The following is a 15,382-nucleotide window of genomic DNA, read 5'->3' as shown; positions in this document are numbered from 1 at the left end:
GAGCCTTTAAATCTCATAACCTTGCAATTGGGGAGAGTCTTACCTCTGGACTAGACAGTACAAGGTATCTGGTTTCAGTAGTGTCAGTGAAGCAAGAATTCTCGTGCATTTATGCCAAGGGCTATCAAAATGTGTATGTAAAATCATCCACCAACATTCCCGGAACCATATTACCACCAAGTTGCCTAGCTTCATAGGTTCCCACTTCGGGAATAAATTCCTGAAATTTGGTAAAATCGACTAATTGATCTCCCCAAAAGTTGTATAAGGTTTCATCAAACCGGAGATTTTCGATTGGTGCGACTATTTGCCCATTTTCTACCCAAAAACATGCATATCGAGTCATTCCGGTGATTCTACCACTTGGTAAATCACTCCAATTTAGATAATGCAAATTAGATACATATAATCCGGTTTCCAGTGTTGTGAGAATTTGCTCAAATTCAAGATTGCCACTGGTAATTTCTAAAGCACGCAATGACTCCCTACTATTTGCACCATTGGCTGTTTTTTGGTACTCTTTGGCTGTGCGTGAATTGATTAGTGTGTTAACTAGAATGCCTTGATCAATTACTGGAAAGTGGGGTACAGCAATTTCCCCTAACTCATTAAATCTAGGAACAAAACCCCGTTGAAAGTTTTCTAATATATTTAGCTTAGAAGAAAGTTGTTTTTCCTGACGTTGTAGCGCTGCTAAAGAACTGTTTCCTTGTTGAATATCAGCTTCACTAACACCTCCCCATGACAGCATTAATGATAAGTCAGAGACTGCTGCCGGAGCAAAGTAAGTTCTATATTGCCCTTTCGATAATTGTTTGGGAGTTTTTTCCAGTAGTTGTAATTGATTTTTGGCATCTCGGATTTTAGACACATAAGCTTCTTGATTCCATTCACTTCCCGCAAAACAGCCTTTTACAGCTTGAGCATCAGGATTAAAAATCGAATAATCTAGGGTAAATGTGTTAGTTGCAAACCAATGTTTTTGTCCGCATGAATCAGCATAAGCTTGAATTACCAAACCCCCGGCATAAATTCCTGTAAAATCAATTTTGGCTGCTGCTTCTAAAATGGCTGCGACGATTAATTCTGAATCTGGTAATTTCCCCTCATTGACTTCATAACTACTGCTATTTCCTGATGGTAAAACTAGGTATGGATCAATTGGTAAAGTTGGTAGTTCATTGCGAAGTTCCTGTAGTGCTAAATATAATTCTTGCCAGTCTCTTTCCCAATGTCCCGTAAATGGTATTTGACGGTAACTACTGCGCTGATTCTGCATTAATGTCAGTTGAATTGAACCATCTGCGACATAACCACTTTGTCGAACTCTTGCGTGATTGAAGCGAGTAAACAAGCTACGTTCACTATTAAGTTTGAGTGTGAATTCTTCAGATGGTGCTTTTTTCATTAAGAGGGTTTCAACAAGTTTATTAAAGCTGGTTTCTAAGGTGTCTAATTCTTCAGTTTTCATGTTGAGTATTTTAAATAAATAAATTAATTAATTAAAGCGCTAGATCCCCGACTTTTCTAAGAAGTCGGGGATCTGGTTTTTTAGAACCATAACAATTATTCCCTGAACTAAGTTCCACCTCCAAAAACTTCTACATCTGCAAATACACAAACTGGTGAACCATGTCCCACCCAAATCGCTTGGTTCGGTTCGCCCTTACCACAAAAAGGTGTGCCATACATCTCCCAAGTAGAGGAGTTGCCTAATTTAACTAAACTTCCCCAAAATTCTGGGGTGGTAGCGCGGTAATTTGGATTACGCAGGGTTTTAGTTAGCTTGCCATTTTCGATTAATTTGGCATATTCACAACCGAATTGGAACTTGTAACGACGATCGTCAATTGACCAAGAACGGTTAGATTCCATATAGATACCGTCTTCAATATCACCGATGATATCTGTAAATGTATCTTCACCTGGTTCCAAGTTTAAGTTAGCCATGCGGTCAATTGCTGGACGGTTCCATGAGCAAGCACGGGCGCAAGCCACACCGGGAATAGCGGCGCGGGCTTGACTTTCTAAGCTACCTAAACCACGCTTTAATACTCCCCCCTTAATTAAATATTCTCTGGTGGCTGTGGCTCCTGTATCATCGAAGTTGTAACTGGCGATTTCACCGGAGACGGTGGGGTCAAAGGTGATATTCATTAATGAAGACCCGTAAACTAGGTTGCCAAAATCACCTGCTTTGATGAAACTACCGCCTGCATAGTTGCGCTCATCACCGAGAATCCGATCTACTTCCAAGGGATGTCCCACACTTTCATGTATTTGTAGCATCATTTGATCTGGTGCTAATACTAGATTAGTACGGGTATTGGGACATTCATCTGCTGCCAGTAATTCTACTGCTTGCTCACCGATGGTTTGCGCCCGTTGCCACAAGTTAGCATCGTTAAATAGTTCCATCCCTCCTTGATAGGTATGTGCTTGCCAACCATTGCTACTACGTTGTTGTACTACATTACCATCTTGGGCGGTAGCGCCGTAGTAGGTGCTGATAAAGAGGAATTTTTGGTAAACTTGGGAACCATTGCTGCTAACAAACCAAACTTCTCTGTCGGTAGTGACGAGTTCAGCAGATGTTTGAACGATTTTGTCGTTAACTTTGAGGGTTTTGCAAATACGAATGAGAATATCGTTGATTTCTGCTGGTGTGAGGGTATCTAATGATTTAACGTGGGGGGAGATGTATTCACCAATAACTTGGGGACGGGAGGTGGTGACATCAAACTTAAATACAGACCATTCGCTAGATGCGATCGCATGATGGTATGCTGCCTCAACTGCCGTTTGCAAGTCATCGGGTGTGACGGAATTGGTAGCAGCGTAGGCAATACATCCGTTTACCATTACCTCCACCATTGCCCCTAAGGTAAAGGATTTACCATTGATTTGGGGAATAGCATCCCGCACAAACCGGGTTGATAAAGTTTCTTTAACGGCTCTGATGCCAACCCAATCAGCGGCTATATTGATTTGTGATAAAGCTTTATTTAAATCAGCGAACATAAAATATTTAGTTCAACTTTCAGATATTATTTCAGCAAATGCTCTTGAATACTAACAGAATTTGAGGACTTTCTGTGGGGTGGATATTCAAAAACCTTTAACTGTAGTTTTAATCTGGATGAAATACTGGAATCTATAGATAGAGGTTCTTTTGACTTACACCAGAACCTCTAGATTCCCCTTACCGATGCCAGCGGGTACCTTCTTTGCTATCGATGAGTGTAACGCCTTGGGCTTGGAGTTGATTGCGAATGCGATCGCTTTCGGCAAAATCTTTACTTTTTCTGGCTGCGTTACGTTGTTCAATTAAGGTTTCGATGTCAGCATCACTGAAACCTGCTGAAGAGTTATCCTCAACAGCTTCTAGCTTCGCTTCTAATCCCAAAACCTGAGCTAAAGTTACTAATGTATACCAAGCTTGCTGTAATTCTGCGGTATTAGTTTTGGTTTTACCTTCGTGAACTAGGATATTCCCTTCTCGACGTAGTTCTTTTGCCAGTTCAAATAATACCGCTAAACTACCGGAGAAATTAAAGTCATCATCTCCAAAAGATTCAAAGCGTTCAATTAGATTTTTATCAAGTTGGTTGCCATCTTCAGTAAAACCGAGTTTTTCTCCAAATTGTTCGCCAAAAACCAAACCTTCTTGGAGAGTTTTCCAACTATTCACCGAGGATGCGATCGCGTCTTCGGTAAAATCTAATGGTTTGCGATAGTGTGCTTGCAATACAAATAAGCGTACTGCCATTGGGTGAACTGGTTCGGGGTATTTTTCCCATTTTCCATCCAACAATTCCCGAATTGTGATGAAGTTCCCCAGAGATTTGGACATTTTCTGTCCATCCACCATCACCATCCCGTTATGTGTCCAGTATCGCGCCAAAGGTTTATTAATTGCACCTTCAGATTGGGCAATTTCGTTTTCGTGGTGGGGAAATACTAAGTCTCCTCCACCACCATGGATGTCAATTGTCTCACCCAAGCGGCTACGAATCATCGCCGAGCATTCAATGTGCCATCCTGGACGACCTTGACCCCAGGGCGAATCCCATGCTGGTTCCCCTGGTTTTGCCCCTTTCCACAGCGCAAAGTCGAGGGGGTATTGTTTTTTGGTATTTTCGCTAGTTTCTGCCTCTACACGCCCGCTAGCCCCCGCTTGCATATCGGATAAATTTCGACCTGAGAGTTTACCGTAAGTCGGGAATTTTTCCACGCGGTAGTAAACATCACCACCAGCGCTGTAAGCTAAATCTTTATCTACTAGAATCTGAATTAAATCTTGGATATCCTGGATATGCTCAGTTGCACGGGGATAATCATCAGCATCCGTAACATTCAAGCGACGAATATCGGTAAAATATTCATCAATGAAGCGGTTAGAAACGACTTCCATAGTCGAGCCTTGTTCTTTGGCACGGTTGAGAATTTTATCGTCAATATCCGTAAAATTCTGGATATATTCTACCCGATAGCCACGCCAAGCCAAATACCGCCGTACCGTATCCCAATTAATATATGAGCGTGCATGACCCAAATGGCAGTAGTCATATACTGTCACACCGCAGCAATACATTTTTACTTTTCCAGGCTCGACGGTTTCAAATGCTTCCAAGTGACGAGTGAGTGTATTGTAAACGGTTAGGGTCATGTCAGAAAAATTTAGCCTCTAATTTTAACTTTCAACTGGATCTAATTTACCAAAGATAATTGGTATTTGTGTCTAAACTAATTTTCCTGACTCTAGATGGTCTACGCTAAATTATCAGAAAGGCTATTTATCCAATTAGGCGATCGCATGATGCAGTCAGCAGTAAGTCCCAACCAATCCCCGGTAATGAATTCCACTAAACAAGGAATACCAGTAACAATTATTACTGGCTTTCTAGGTAGCGGCAAAACTACTTTACTCAACCATATCCTCAGCAATCAGCAAGGTTTGAAAACGGCAGTTTTAGTTAACGAATTTGGTGAAATTGGTATTGATAATGAGTTAATTGTCAGCACTGATGAGAATATGGTGGAGTTAAGTAACGGTTGTATTTGCTGTACTATTAACACCGATTTGGTTGATGCTGTTTATAAGATTTTAGAACGTAGAGATAATATTGACTATTTGGTGGTAGAAACAACAGGACTTGCCGATCCTTTGCCTGTAGCTTTAACGTTTCTTGGTACCGAATTACGGGATTTAACCCGTTTAGATTCTATTGTCACCGTTGTTGATGCAGCTAATTATAGCTTAGACCTTTTTAATTCTGAAGCTGCACATAGTCAAATTGCCTACGGTGATGTCATTCTGTTGAATAAAACTGATTTAGTTACTGAAAGCGAATTAAACAACTTAGAAACCAAAATTAATCAGGTTAAAGAAGGTGCAAGAATTATTCGGACGAAAAATTCCCAAGTTCCTTTAGCTTTGATTCTGAGTGTGGGTTTATTTGCATCAGAGAAGTATTTTGATTTAGATGAACATCATGAACATGATCATCATCATGAACATGATCATCATGAACATGATCACGAAAATTGTGAACATGATCACGAACACCATCATCATTCTGCTCATTTAGAAAATGATGGTTTTACCTCCATTTCATTTCAAAGTGATAAACCATTTGGTATCCGTCAGTTTCAATATTTTCTAGATAATCAACTACCGACTAATATATTCCGTGCTAAGGGAATCATGTGGTTTGAAGAAAGTCCCAAACGCCATATTTTTCACCTTTGTGGCAAACGTTTTACGATGGACGATGATGAGTGGAAAGGGGAGAAGAAAAACCAACTTGTGTTAATTGGTCAAAACCTTGATCAAGAAGCTTTGCTTGAGCAAATTAAAGCTTGTGTTGTAGAATAGAAAAGTTAAATATTAATTACATCACCGACTTGTTGAATAAGTCGGTGATCTGAACATCAAGAATATCATTCTACTAAGATGATTGGGCGAGCATTTACCGTGCAATTATCAACCTTGAAAAATAGTATAGGCTTATCATCCACACTCTTCTCTTCTACTTCCCTCATCCCAATTCTTTCCGCTACATTCTTAGACTCAAGATTAGGTTTATCGCAACTCGCTATCAAATATTTATATCCAAGTTCATCAAAAGAATATTTCACTATTTTAGCTGCGGCTTCAGTAGCATAACCTTTTTTAGTTGCTTCAGGTAACAAAGCATAAACCAACTGGGGTTGTTCTTCATCAAAGAAATACCACAAAGCAACTAACCCAATAATTTCCTGATCATCTTTGGTATTAATCAACCAAATACCAAATTTCTTTTCTTCAAATAGCTTTTGACTCTCCACTATCATTTCTTCAACCTGTGGCAATGACCAAATATTGTCATCGCACAAATATTTTTTAACATAGGGATTAATAAAAATAGAGTGTAGTGTACTCAAGTCACTTTCTAAGGTGGGTTTTAATACCAATCTGTCAGTTTTTAATACTAAATTTTTTAACATGTTTATAGGTTCCAAGTTTCAATCTTTTTAACACCGACTTAGTTACATCAAACCAGTAACGTCAAAAATCTATTCAATCAAGGATGGGAGTGTGATCAATATTTGAGGTAAACTACCGAAAGTACGCTTAACGCGATCGCTTCCACTCACTAAGGCACTAAATAGGTAAGTGTGGGAATTTACAACTACTATATCAACCTACTGAATCTAAAAAATGAGTAGTGGCAAATATCATTATTTTCCACTACTCGCTTGAAATCAACATGTATCAAATTTAGCGTTTTGCATCCAACATCTTAGCGATTTGAATGTGCATCAACGCAATATCTGGATCTCGCTGAATCGCGTGGAAATACCTCTGTTCTGGGGTTGTACCATCATTATTTGGCTGAAGTAATGTTTTTGCTTGTTCCAAAATTACATTAGCTTGCTCAAACTCCACTGGTTTTTTAGAATACAAAACCTCATCCATCTGAACGATAAACTGGGAAATTCTATGTAACCAGTTAAACCACTCATGTCCAATCACTAATTGTAAAAATTGGGCATTTGTTTGAATCTGTCCATATAATTGTTCGTACTGCGTGCGTTCAGAATCTAGTAGTGCTTTGTGTAAACGCAGAAGTACAGGTCGCAGTTCCCGCAGACGCTGAAGTGTCAAATCGAGAGATTGATTAGTTGAAGACATCAGGTGACAGCTGTAAACACTTTTCTTATCTTGTCACATTCGGATTTATAAAAAAGGTGAGGAATCACGTACCTAAGCGTTAACAGAATATCTGGAAAATTGATTTAAGAAGTAGCTTTTTGTTTTTTTAGTTTCGCCATTATACCATGCTTGGGTGCAAATATCATAGCTGCTAAAAATAGTAAGGTTTGAAACACCACAATACAACCACCAGTTGCACCATCAATATAGTAACTAATATAAGTTCCCATAACACTGGAAAAGACCCCAGAAGCCATAGCAATAGGGATCATGTGGTCGAATTTGTCAGTTAATAAATATGCAGTTGCACCAGGAGTGATTAACATCGCTACAACAAGAATTATTCCCACTGTTTGTAGTCCAGCAACCGCAGTCAAGGAAAGTAAAGATAGTAGAATGTAGTAAAGCAGCCCTGTATTTAAACCAATTGACTTTGCGTGGGTAGCGTCAAAACAAAATAGCAGCAAATCTTTGCGAAGAATGGCTATAGTTACTAAAGTCACGACACTAATTAAAACTGTTTGGATAATGTCCTGATTAGAAATGCCCAAAACATTTCCAAAAAGAATATGAGTTAAATCTACAGTACTTTTTGTCTTAGAAACTAAGACTAATCCAAATGCAAAAAAACCTGTAAATACCAGTCCAATTACAGTATCTTCCTTAATCCTGGTTTGAGCTTTGATATAACCTATCGCAATTACCGAACCAACTCCAAAAACAAAAGCACCTATAGCAAAGGGAATATTTAATATATAGGCAATTACAACTCCAGGCATAACTGCATGTGACACCGCATCACCCATTAATGCCCAGCCTTTAAGAGTTAGATAACATGATAATAGTGAACAAACAACTCCCACTAAAGCACTTATAGCGATTGCCTTCACCATAAAGCTATTTTGTAGTGGGACGGTAAACCATTCAATTATTTGCATTTTTTTTAAAGGGTAAATCACCTAAAGAATCACCAAAAGTCCGCGACAGATTTTCTTCTGTAAATACTTCTGAAGTATCTCCATAAGCTAAAATTGTTCGATTAATGAGAACTACTTGATTACAAAAAGTTGTAATTGAAGCTAAATCATGTGTAGAAATCAAAATAGTATGACCTAATTCTCGTAATTTCATCAACAAATCAATCATTGTCTTTTCTGTTTTGACATCTACTCCTGTAAATGGTTCATCTAATAGTAAAACCTGTGCTTCCTGTGCTAGGGCACGGGCAAAAAAAGCGCGTTTCTTCTGTCCACCAGAAAGTTCGCCAATTTGCCGATGCCGCATGTCCCACATTTTGACTCTTTCTAAACTCTCTTGTACTATTTTTTGATCTTTTTTAGAGGGAATTCTCAGGATATTCATATATCCATAGCGTCCCATCATCACCACATCATAGACATTTACCGGAAAATTCCAATCTACATCTTCAGATTGTGGAACGTAAGCAACTAAGCTTTTCTTTTGTGCGATTTTGATGGGTAAGCTATTAATTAAAACTCTTCCTGTTGTGGGCTTGACAAAGCCCATCACAGCTTTAAATAATGTTGATTTTCCGCTCCCGTTAATACCAACTAAACCGCAAATTGAACCCGCTTTAAGCTGCATAGATGCACTATGTAAGGCAATTTTGCCGTTATAGGCGACAGTGACATTTTCGATATCAATGCTGATTGATTCATTGATCATTGACATTAGTCCTTTAAAGATAGCAATTTGGAATATTAGCTACGAGAATAAGTAGCTGAAAGTTAAGATAAATTCTAATTTTTTTGTAAACCTTGAATCAATATATTCAGATTATATTCAATTAATTTTAGATAAGTTGGTGCTGCACCATTATCTGTTGATAGAGAATCTACATAGAAAACTCCCCCAAATTTTGCCCCCGTGGCATTAGCAACTTCTCTTTGTGCTTTGTCGTTAACTGTACTTTCACAAAATACGGCAGGTATTTTATTTATTTTCACAGTTTGGATTACCTTTTCCATCTGTCTAGGAGTAGCTTGTTGCTCAGAATTAACTGCCCATAGATAGACTTCTTTTAAACCATAATCACGGGTGACATAAGAAAATGCTCCTTCGCAACTAACCATATAACGTTTTTCCACTGGAATTATTGACACAGATGTTTTTAGTCGCTGGTCAATTGCTTGAATTTTTTGGCTATAATTAGCCGCATTTGTGTTATATGTATTGGCATTTATAGGATCTAAATTTACTAGAGCTTTGCGAATATTCTCTACATATATCAAAGCATTTTTTGGCGACATCCACGCATGGGGATTGGGTTTGCCTTTGTAGGCATCCTCACCGATTTCTACAGGCTCTATACCTGTACTTAAAGTTACACGGGGAACCTTGGGAATATTGTTATAGAATCTTTCTGCCCAACGTTCTAAATTTAGCCCATTGTCAAGAATCAGATCGGCTTTTTTACCTCTGACTAAATCGCTAGGTGTGGGTTCGTATCCGTGGATTTCGGCTCCTGGCTTAACTATTGATTCTACAATTGCTTTGTCACCAGCGACATTTTTTGTCATGTCAGCGAGGACTGTGAAGGTAGTTAAAATTACTTTTTTATCTTTTTTTGCGGTATCTGTGACTTTCGTTGTTTCTGGTTCGGTTTTGGGTGTGGAATTGCACCCGGCTAGCCCAGATACCAGCAGTATAATTCCGATGATTAATGAGGACTTTGCGGTTACAAGCGTGGAAGTACGGAAATATTTGAAAATGTTCTTTAAAATATTGTCAGAATTAGCGGATGCTGAGGATACATATTTTTGTACCCGCACCTCTGAGGTATTGATATTCGTTTTCATTTAATACTTGTCATTATTTTATCATTTTTCTCCAACTCTAACATAGAATATCGAGATAATGAGATAAAAATGATAATAGATAATTTGATTTCAGTTATTAAAGAAAGCCGGATAATTAAGCTAAATTTAGTTTAAATTGGGAGAAATTGCTAGTTTCTGGCGGATAACATCATCTGGATCTCGAAAACCTACCATCACCGCAGTTTCATCTTTCACAAATAATGGACGCTTCAGTAGCATTGCGTCTTCAGCAAAAGCTTTAATCCATTGTTCATCCTGCCACTGCTTTTTTTCTTCACCTAATGTCCGATAGGATTGTCCAGAAGTGTTTCGCATGGGTTGAAAACCTAAAGTTTTGACCCATTCTCGAATTGTACTTTCGTTTGGTGGATGTTCTTTGGTATTGATAAATTTATATTTGACATGATTCTTGTCTAGCCATTGCATAGCTTTTTTGCAAGTGCCACAGGTAGGAATTCCATAAACTTGAATGGACATAAGTAGTGAAAAGCGCTATGGGATATACTTTAGATGATAGATGAATAAACTTTTTCAACACAGGCACAAATAATGAAAGACCCCAACAATAAAGGTATCAATATCGATCCAGCCACTGTCTTATTGATTATTTCAATTCTGATTTTGGCACCTTTGTTGTTAACTGGTTTTTTTTCCCAATAAAAAAGTTAACTGGTTTAAGATTTTTTACTAGTAATTGAAAGTCCTTCAACAATTAAAGAAGGAGTATAACAAGAACCGTTCCAATCGGCATCGCTGCCAATTGCCACAAGTTGTTTTAGGGCATTGTAGACATTGCCTGAGACCATTGTATCTTTAATTCGTCCTGTGACTTTGCCTTTTTGAACGCGATAACCTAAGTCAACATTAATGGAAAAATCACCAGAAAGCCCACTACCATCACCTAACATTTGGTCAATAATTAAGCCATCATCAAGTTGGTGAATCAATTCTGGTAAAGATGTGTGGCTAGGAACAATCAGAAAATTAAATAATCCGGGTATGGGATAACTAGTTAGACAGGGACGAAAACCATTCCCTGTACTATTTATACCAAGTCTTCTTCCGGTTGTGCGATCGCAATAAAAATTCTGTAAGATTCCATCCTCAATTAATATCAGGGGTTGAGTGGGGGTACCTTCATCATCAAAGGGGCAACTGTAGGGTCCTGCTAGGGGGTCTTGGTATAAAGTGAGTTGACTAGAGGTAACTAATTTTCCCCTCTTTTCTGCCCAAGGAGAGGCTCGTTCTAGTATATGTTTGCCATTGAGGGCTGCTTGAATTGTTCCCCACAGCATATCTGCGGCTTTGGAAGTGAACAAAATTGGTACACCACTGCTGGGAGGTGTGACATTTTCCTTTGCCCAATCCAACCTTTGGATAATTTGCTGTGCTACTTGTTCGGGGTATAAATCACCACGTTTTGTTTGTCCATCAGAAACGCATAAAAAATCTTCATCTCTTACCCACTCAGCGGAAAGATAGCAATTGAGAGTTGTATCTGTGTAGGAACAATTTAAACCATGAGTGTTAACTAAGCGCGTAGTTTCTACATCACATTCCCAATCACCGTGACAAATCACATCTGGATGGGCTTCGTGAATTAATGCGATCGCTTCTTTGCCCCAACCCACTAATGTTTCAACAGAGACATTCTCTCCCAAATCAGGATAAGCAGGCTGTGAATTACGCACCAGTTCTATGGGTTCCGGTTGGTTTAGTTGGCTTAAAGCTAAGGCTCTTTCCACCAAAACTTGGGGTTCAACCTCCCCATAAGCCACCGTTAATCCAGGACTTCCTCCACACCAAAGACGCAAAGCTGTACCTTCAGCTTGGCTTGTTTCTAACTTCTTGAGACGGTTAGCTTCAAAAAATATTGGTTTAGAAAGTGAGTGCGACTGATATACTTCAGCCGCATCTGCTCCCGATTTTAGCGCTAGTTCCAACAGCTGTTCGGCTAGCGTATCCTGTTGTGAGTTTTGAGACTCCATGATGATTTTTAGCAGTGGAACTAGGAAATTGGGCATTCAGTTCCAGATATTGTCACAAGACATGAGACATGGAACTGAAAAATTGATATACCCATTACCCCCTTACAAATTTACGGCAAAGTGACCTCTTGCAATAGCCAAAATCCTGCAAAAGATTCCGATTGGGGATTTGCCTGGACTCCGATAAAATGCACACCATTTGCTGATTGTTTGGCAACTTCAAAATTTTTCGCCTCATTTATCACTTGTGAGTTACGAATATTCGCCACAATCCAGCTTTCGGTAGCACCTGTTTCTAACAACAATCTTCCACCTTCACTCTGATCAAATTTCAAGTAACCCAACTCCAAACCTGACATCCAAGCTGCTAAAGGTAGTGAGCGGGAAGAAAAAATTAATACTCCAGAAATGGGTGTATCATCGGAAATTTGCGCTAATTCCAGCGGAAAACCTTCACCAAAACCAATTTCCCACTCTGGCATATCGAGGAAATCCTTAGCTGTTAGCCTCACAAAAGCCCAATTTTCCAACTCCAAAGCATCCGGTAAGCGTTGAGGAACAGGTGCATCTAAGCGTACCGAAGGGTTACTTCCTCCCTGGTACCCAGGTTCTTGGGGATATACCTCATCCATTCGCTGCTGTAACCATTGATGAAGTACCAAAATTCTACGGCTTGATTGTGCGGGAATCCCAGAATCTTGACAAGCCTTAGTAATCATATTATTCATTTGGCGACGAAAAAAGCGGATCCGCGTTGGTGCTTCCCCTGCTTTGCTTATTGCCTCTTGAATTGCGGTTCGCAACCACGCTGAGTTTACCTCGGTACTAGGGCAATACTGAGCGTAGCGGAACAACGAATCAACTTTGGTACGGGAATCTTTCGGACTTTCGCACAGTAGCAATTCCCATACTTTTTTTTGGTTTTCGTCCAAAATTGGACGCGAGTAAAAATCAAGTTCCCAAGTTGTTCCCATGTTATACCGTGATTGCGTAGCTGTTTTCTAATATTTCTTATGATACGAGGAATGGGTTTTTGAGAGTGGTTTTTAAGTGCGATCGCTAAAAATATCCTTTTTTGAAGTGCGGTATGTGAACTTTAGCTGATTGGTAAGGGAGTGGGGAGTGGGGAGTGGGGAGTAGGGAGTAGTGAGTGGTAAAAAAGATACTTACATGTATGCTGGTAAATTTTTTCATCTAGACTGCCTCTTGCCTGCTGCTCCTGCCTTCTGTCTCTAGGTGATGACTAATACCTGTAATGAGGCTACGATCAAATTATTTATTCTTTTCCCAGTAAGTAATATGCCAAATCACCGTTACCCTCCTGCTTCTATACGCTATCTCAAAGCTAAATTATGGAATTTGACCCGTCCTGCTGTTTGGGGAACGGCAATCTTTTTATCTGTAGCTGGATTGGTAGCAAGGGAATATTTTGTCAATCCAAATTTTTTAAGTCGTCAATCTGAAGAACCAAAAGCGGATGTTATAGAAAAACCAAGTAATGATATATCCTCAGAGGATAAAGCGATCGCAGCTGACATAGACAACTTACCAGTTCTCATTTCTGATGCCGAAAAGGCAGCTTTAGCTACAGCGAATTCTCCTGTACTTAAAGGTAATTCCACTGAAAAACGCAAAAATCCTTTAGACGAGGCAATCAAAAATCAGAAGACAAGTTCAAGTACACCTCAAAATCTAGAAACTACAGTTACCAGTGAGCCGGAAAACCAATTTATTACCGAAGCAAACGATTTATTGAAATTCAGTAATCCCACATCTCAAACCAAACAAACTAATAGTTTAAATCAACCTGATAAAAACTTTAATAATCAATCTCCAAACCAAACTTCAACTACTCCAGATGCTTTGAAGACAGCAATTGAAAAATCTAATTCTCCTGCTGTAACATCAAATCCAACGAATAATTTAGGGCAAAATTCATCAACGAGTTCTTTACCTAATCAATCTTTGCCGAATAATGGTGTTAATTCAACGCCTCAAAATAATTCTTACCAATCAAATACAGTACCTCAAACACAAACCTACTCCACTTATCCCAATAGTAATATCAGTAATAATTTCAGCAATTCCACATCTTCAGCAGCAGTAACATCAACCTCTAATTCTCCAGTACCAACACAATCATCAGGTTTTGCTGCACCAAATGGTTCTACAAATACTAGTGGTTATGGAAACTCAACCTTGCCACAACAAAGTCAACCACAACAGTATAATGCTTACCCAAATTCCCAGCGATTACCTGGTCAATAGTTAGTTAGAGGTACCAAAATACTCAATTTTTGTGCGATACCCCTGTGGAGTATCGCTGTGCTTTTACCAAAACAAAAACTCTGATTAAACTGACACAAACTTCTTGAAATCATCCATGTTCCGGATATTAATCAAACTTAAATCTGGACAAGTTCGTTTGATTAACCCTGTCAACACATTCCCTGGACCAATTTCCACGACACGGCTAATATTATTTTCAGGTAAAGCGAGGCTAATTTCTCGCCAGCGAACACTACCCGTCATTTGTTGAATCAGACGTTGCTTTAAAATCTCGGAATCTATTGATGGTGTTGGATCAACATTGGATGCAACTGGAATATTTGCAGGTAAAAATGCTACCGAGGAAAGGACTTCTTCAAATTCTGTAGCGGCAGGTGACATGAGGGGGGAATGGAATGCTCCAGAGACGTTTAAGGGAATTGCTCGTTTGGCTTTAACTTGGGAAATTACTGATTTTACAGCTTCCGGGGTGCCAGATATGACAACTTGAGCAGCACTATTATCATTAGCTAATACCACATCGTTGGTTTGTGCGATCGCTTGATCCAATTGTTGCCGATCAAAACCAATAAATGCCGCCATCATTCCCCCTGCGGCAGCGTCCATTAATTCCGCACGACGTTTTACTAAACGTAGTCCTGCTGACCATTCAAATACACCAGCTACATACAAGGCAATATATTCACCTAAGCTATGTCCAGCTACTAAATCGGGCTGCTCTTTTTGACGCAAAGCATCTACCAACAAACTTTCCACCACATATAAGCAGGGTTGGGTGTATAGTGTGCGCGATAATTTTTCTTCCTGATTCTGGCAGATATCAATCACTGACCAGCCGAGAATTTCTGCGGCTTGTTCAAATTTGGCTTTAGCTTGAGGTAGTTCAAGCAAATCAATTCCCATTCCCAAAGCTTGGGAACCTTGTCCGGGAAATACCCATGCGGTTTTAGTCATTAGTCAACGATCAATAGTCAAATGTTCAAATAGTCGGTAGTTGAGGAGATGAAAAACGTCAAGAGTCAAACGGGATCATTTCAACCAAAGCTAACATAGTACAAGCCTCCCCT

The 15,382-nt window shown here is 39.3% G+C and carries 14 protein-coding genes; 2 read left to right on the top strand and 12 right to left on the bottom strand.

Annotation, left to right across the window (positions count from 1 at the left end; genetic code table 11):
• Positions 1 to 124: 124 nt before the first annotated feature.
• The 3 genes from CAL6303_RS22385 to cysS all read right to left on the bottom strand — a co-directional run bounded on the left by CAL6303_RS22385 (position 125) and on the right by cysS (position 4,669).
• Entirely contained in the window at positions 125 to 1,471 is a 1,347-nt protein-coding gene (locus CAL6303_RS22385) for a TldD/PmbA family protein (protein WP_015200111.1), read from the bottom strand.
• A gap of 107 nt (positions 1,472 to 1,578) precedes the next feature.
• The gene (locus CAL6303_RS22380) at positions 1,579 to 3,021 is read right to left on the bottom strand and encodes a TldD/PmbA family protein (protein WP_015200110.1); all 1,443 of its coding nucleotides are present in this window, start codon (positions 3,019 to 3,021) and stop codon (positions 1,579 to 1,581) included.
• Between the two features lie 181 nt (positions 3,022 to 3,202).
• The gene (gene cysS, locus CAL6303_RS22375; protein ID WP_015200109.1) at positions 3,203 to 4,669 is read right to left on the bottom strand and encodes a cysteine--tRNA ligase; all 1,467 of its coding nucleotides are present in this window, start codon (positions 4,667 to 4,669) and stop codon (positions 3,203 to 3,205) included.
• Positions 4,670 to 4,819: 150 nt separating this feature from the next.
• On the opposite strand from cysS, the gene CAL6303_RS22370 reads away from it, so the two are divergent.
• Positions 4,820 to 5,878 (top strand): CobW family GTP-binding protein, encoded by a 1,059-nt coding sequence (locus CAL6303_RS22370; RefSeq protein ID WP_041740859.1) that lies wholly within the window; start codon positions 4,820 to 4,822, stop codon positions 5,876 to 5,878.
• Between the two features lie 65 nt (positions 5,879 to 5,943).
• Here CAL6303_RS22370 and CAL6303_RS22365 read toward each other — a convergent pair whose 3' ends face one another.
• The 8 genes from CAL6303_RS22365 to CAL6303_RS22330 form a co-directional block, all read right to left on the bottom strand.
• Complete coding sequence (locus tag CAL6303_RS22365) at positions 5,944 to 6,489, bottom strand: GNAT family N-acetyltransferase (RefSeq protein ID WP_015200107.1); 546 nt, start codon at positions 6,487 to 6,489, stop codon at positions 5,944 to 5,946.
• A 274-nt stretch (positions 6,490 to 6,763) separates the two neighbouring features.
• Positions 6,764 to 7,177: a hypothetical protein gene (locus CAL6303_RS22360; RefSeq protein WP_015200106.1), complete on the bottom strand. Its 414-nt coding sequence runs from the start codon at positions 7,175 to 7,177 to the stop codon at positions 6,764 to 6,766.
• Positions 7,178 to 7,281: 104 nt separating this feature from the next.
• Positions 7,282 to 8,136 (bottom strand): metal ABC transporter permease, encoded by an 855-nt coding sequence (locus tag CAL6303_RS22355; protein WP_015200105.1) that lies wholly within the window; start codon positions 8,134 to 8,136, stop codon positions 7,282 to 7,284.
• Positions 8,123 to 8,884, bottom strand: a complete 762-nt coding sequence (locus CAL6303_RS22350; protein ID WP_015200104.1) for a metal ABC transporter ATP-binding protein — start codon at positions 8,882 to 8,884, stop codon at positions 8,123 to 8,125. Before CAL6303_RS22350 ends, CAL6303_RS22355 begins: the two co-directional genes overlap by 14 nt.
• Before the next feature lie 74 nt (positions 8,885 to 8,958).
• Positions 8,959 to 10,017, bottom strand: coding sequence for a metal ABC transporter substrate-binding protein (locus CAL6303_RS22345; protein WP_015200103.1), 1,059 nt, complete (start codon positions 10,015 to 10,017; stop codon positions 8,959 to 8,961).
• 126 nt (positions 10,018 to 10,143) lie between these two features.
• Positions 10,144 to 10,515, bottom strand: coding sequence for a Spx/MgsR family RNA polymerase-binding regulatory protein (locus tag CAL6303_RS22340; protein ID WP_015200102.1), 372 nt, complete (start codon positions 10,513 to 10,515; stop codon positions 10,144 to 10,146).
• Between the two features lie 197 nt (positions 10,516 to 10,712).
• On the bottom strand, positions 10,713 to 12,026 hold the full coding sequence (locus CAL6303_RS22335; RefSeq protein WP_041740856.1) for a TldD/PmbA family protein: 1,314 nt from the start codon (positions 12,024 to 12,026) through the stop codon (positions 10,713 to 10,715).
• Between the two features lie 110 nt (positions 12,027 to 12,136).
• Complete coding sequence (locus CAL6303_RS22330) at positions 12,137 to 13,000, bottom strand: Tab2/Atab2 family RNA-binding protein (RefSeq protein WP_015200099.1); 864 nt, start codon at positions 12,998 to 13,000, stop codon at positions 12,137 to 12,139.
• 325 nt (positions 13,001 to 13,325) lie between these two features.
• On the opposite strand from CAL6303_RS22330, the gene CAL6303_RS22325 reads away from it, so the two are divergent.
• Positions 13,326 to 14,294 carry a hypothetical protein gene (locus CAL6303_RS22325; protein ID WP_015200098.1) on the top strand — a complete coding sequence of 323 codons (969 nt, stop codon included), beginning with the start codon at positions 13,326 to 13,328 and terminating at the stop codon, positions 14,292 to 14,294.
• 84 nt (positions 14,295 to 14,378) lie between these two features.
• Here the strand turns inward: CAL6303_RS22325 and fabD are convergent, their stop codons facing one another.
• A complete protein-coding gene (fabD, locus tag CAL6303_RS22320) occupies positions 14,379 to 15,269 on the bottom strand; it encodes an ACP S-malonyltransferase (RefSeq protein WP_015200097.1) in 891 nt (296 codons plus the stop codon).
• Positions 15,270 to 15,382: the final 113 nt, after the last annotated feature.

Origin of the sequence: Calothrix sp. PCC 6303 (genome assembly GCF_000317435.1) — a bacterium.
In the GTDB taxonomy this organism is placed as follows: Bacteria; Cyanobacteriota; Cyanobacteriia; order Cyanobacteriales; family Nostocaceae; genus PCC-6303.
This window is presented reverse-complemented; position numbering and strand designations above follow the sequence as displayed.

Bases quoted from the DNA above. Each gene is read 5' to 3' on its own strand.
- CAL6303_RS22370 (WP_041740859.1), top strand. From the start codon at position 4,820: ATGCAGTCAGCAGTAAGTCCCAACCAATCCCCGGTAATGAATTCCACT.
- CAL6303_RS22330 (WP_015200099.1), bottom strand. From the start codon at position 13,000: ATGGGAACAACTTGGGAACTTGATTTTTACTCGCGTCCAATTTTGGAC.
- CAL6303_RS22365 (WP_015200107.1), bottom strand. From the start codon at position 6,489: ATGTTAAAAAATTTAGTATTAAAAACTGACAGATTGGTATTAAAACCC.
- CAL6303_RS22385 (WP_015200111.1), bottom strand. From the start codon at position 1,471: ATGAAAACTGAAGAATTAGACACCTTAGAAACCAGCTTTAATAAACTT.
- CAL6303_RS22335 (WP_041740856.1), bottom strand. From the start codon at position 12,026: ATGGAGTCTCAAAACTCACAACAGGATACGCTAGCCGAACAGCTGTTG.
- CAL6303_RS22360 (WP_015200106.1), bottom strand. From the start codon at position 7,177: ATGTCTTCAACTAATCAATCTCTCGATTTGACACTTCAGCGTCTGCGG.
- CAL6303_RS22380 (WP_015200110.1), bottom strand. From the start codon at position 3,021: ATGTTCGCTGATTTAAATAAAGCTTTATCACAAATCAATATAGCCGCT.
- fabD (WP_015200097.1), bottom strand. From the start codon at position 15,269: ATGACTAAAACCGCATGGGTATTTCCCGGACAAGGTTCCCAAGCTTTG.
- CAL6303_RS22350 (WP_015200104.1), bottom strand. From the start codon at position 8,884: ATGATCAATGAATCAATCAGCATTGATATCGAAAATGTCACTGTCGCC.
- CAL6303_RS22345 (WP_015200103.1), bottom strand. From the start codon at position 10,017: ATGAAAACGAATATCAATACCTCAGAGGTGCGGGTACAAAAATATGTA.
- CAL6303_RS22340 (WP_015200102.1), bottom strand. From the start codon at position 10,515: ATGTCCATTCAAGTTTATGGAATTCCTACCTGTGGCACTTGCAAAAAA.
- cysS (WP_015200109.1), bottom strand. From the start codon at position 4,669: ATGACCCTAACCGTTTACAATACACTCACTCGTCACTTGGAAGCATTT.
- CAL6303_RS22355 (WP_015200105.1), bottom strand. From the start codon at position 8,136: ATGCAAATAATTGAATGGTTTACCGTCCCACTACAAAATAGCTTTATG.
- CAL6303_RS22325 (WP_015200098.1), top strand. From the start codon at position 13,326: ATGCCAAATCACCGTTACCCTCCTGCTTCTATACGCTATCTCAAAGCT.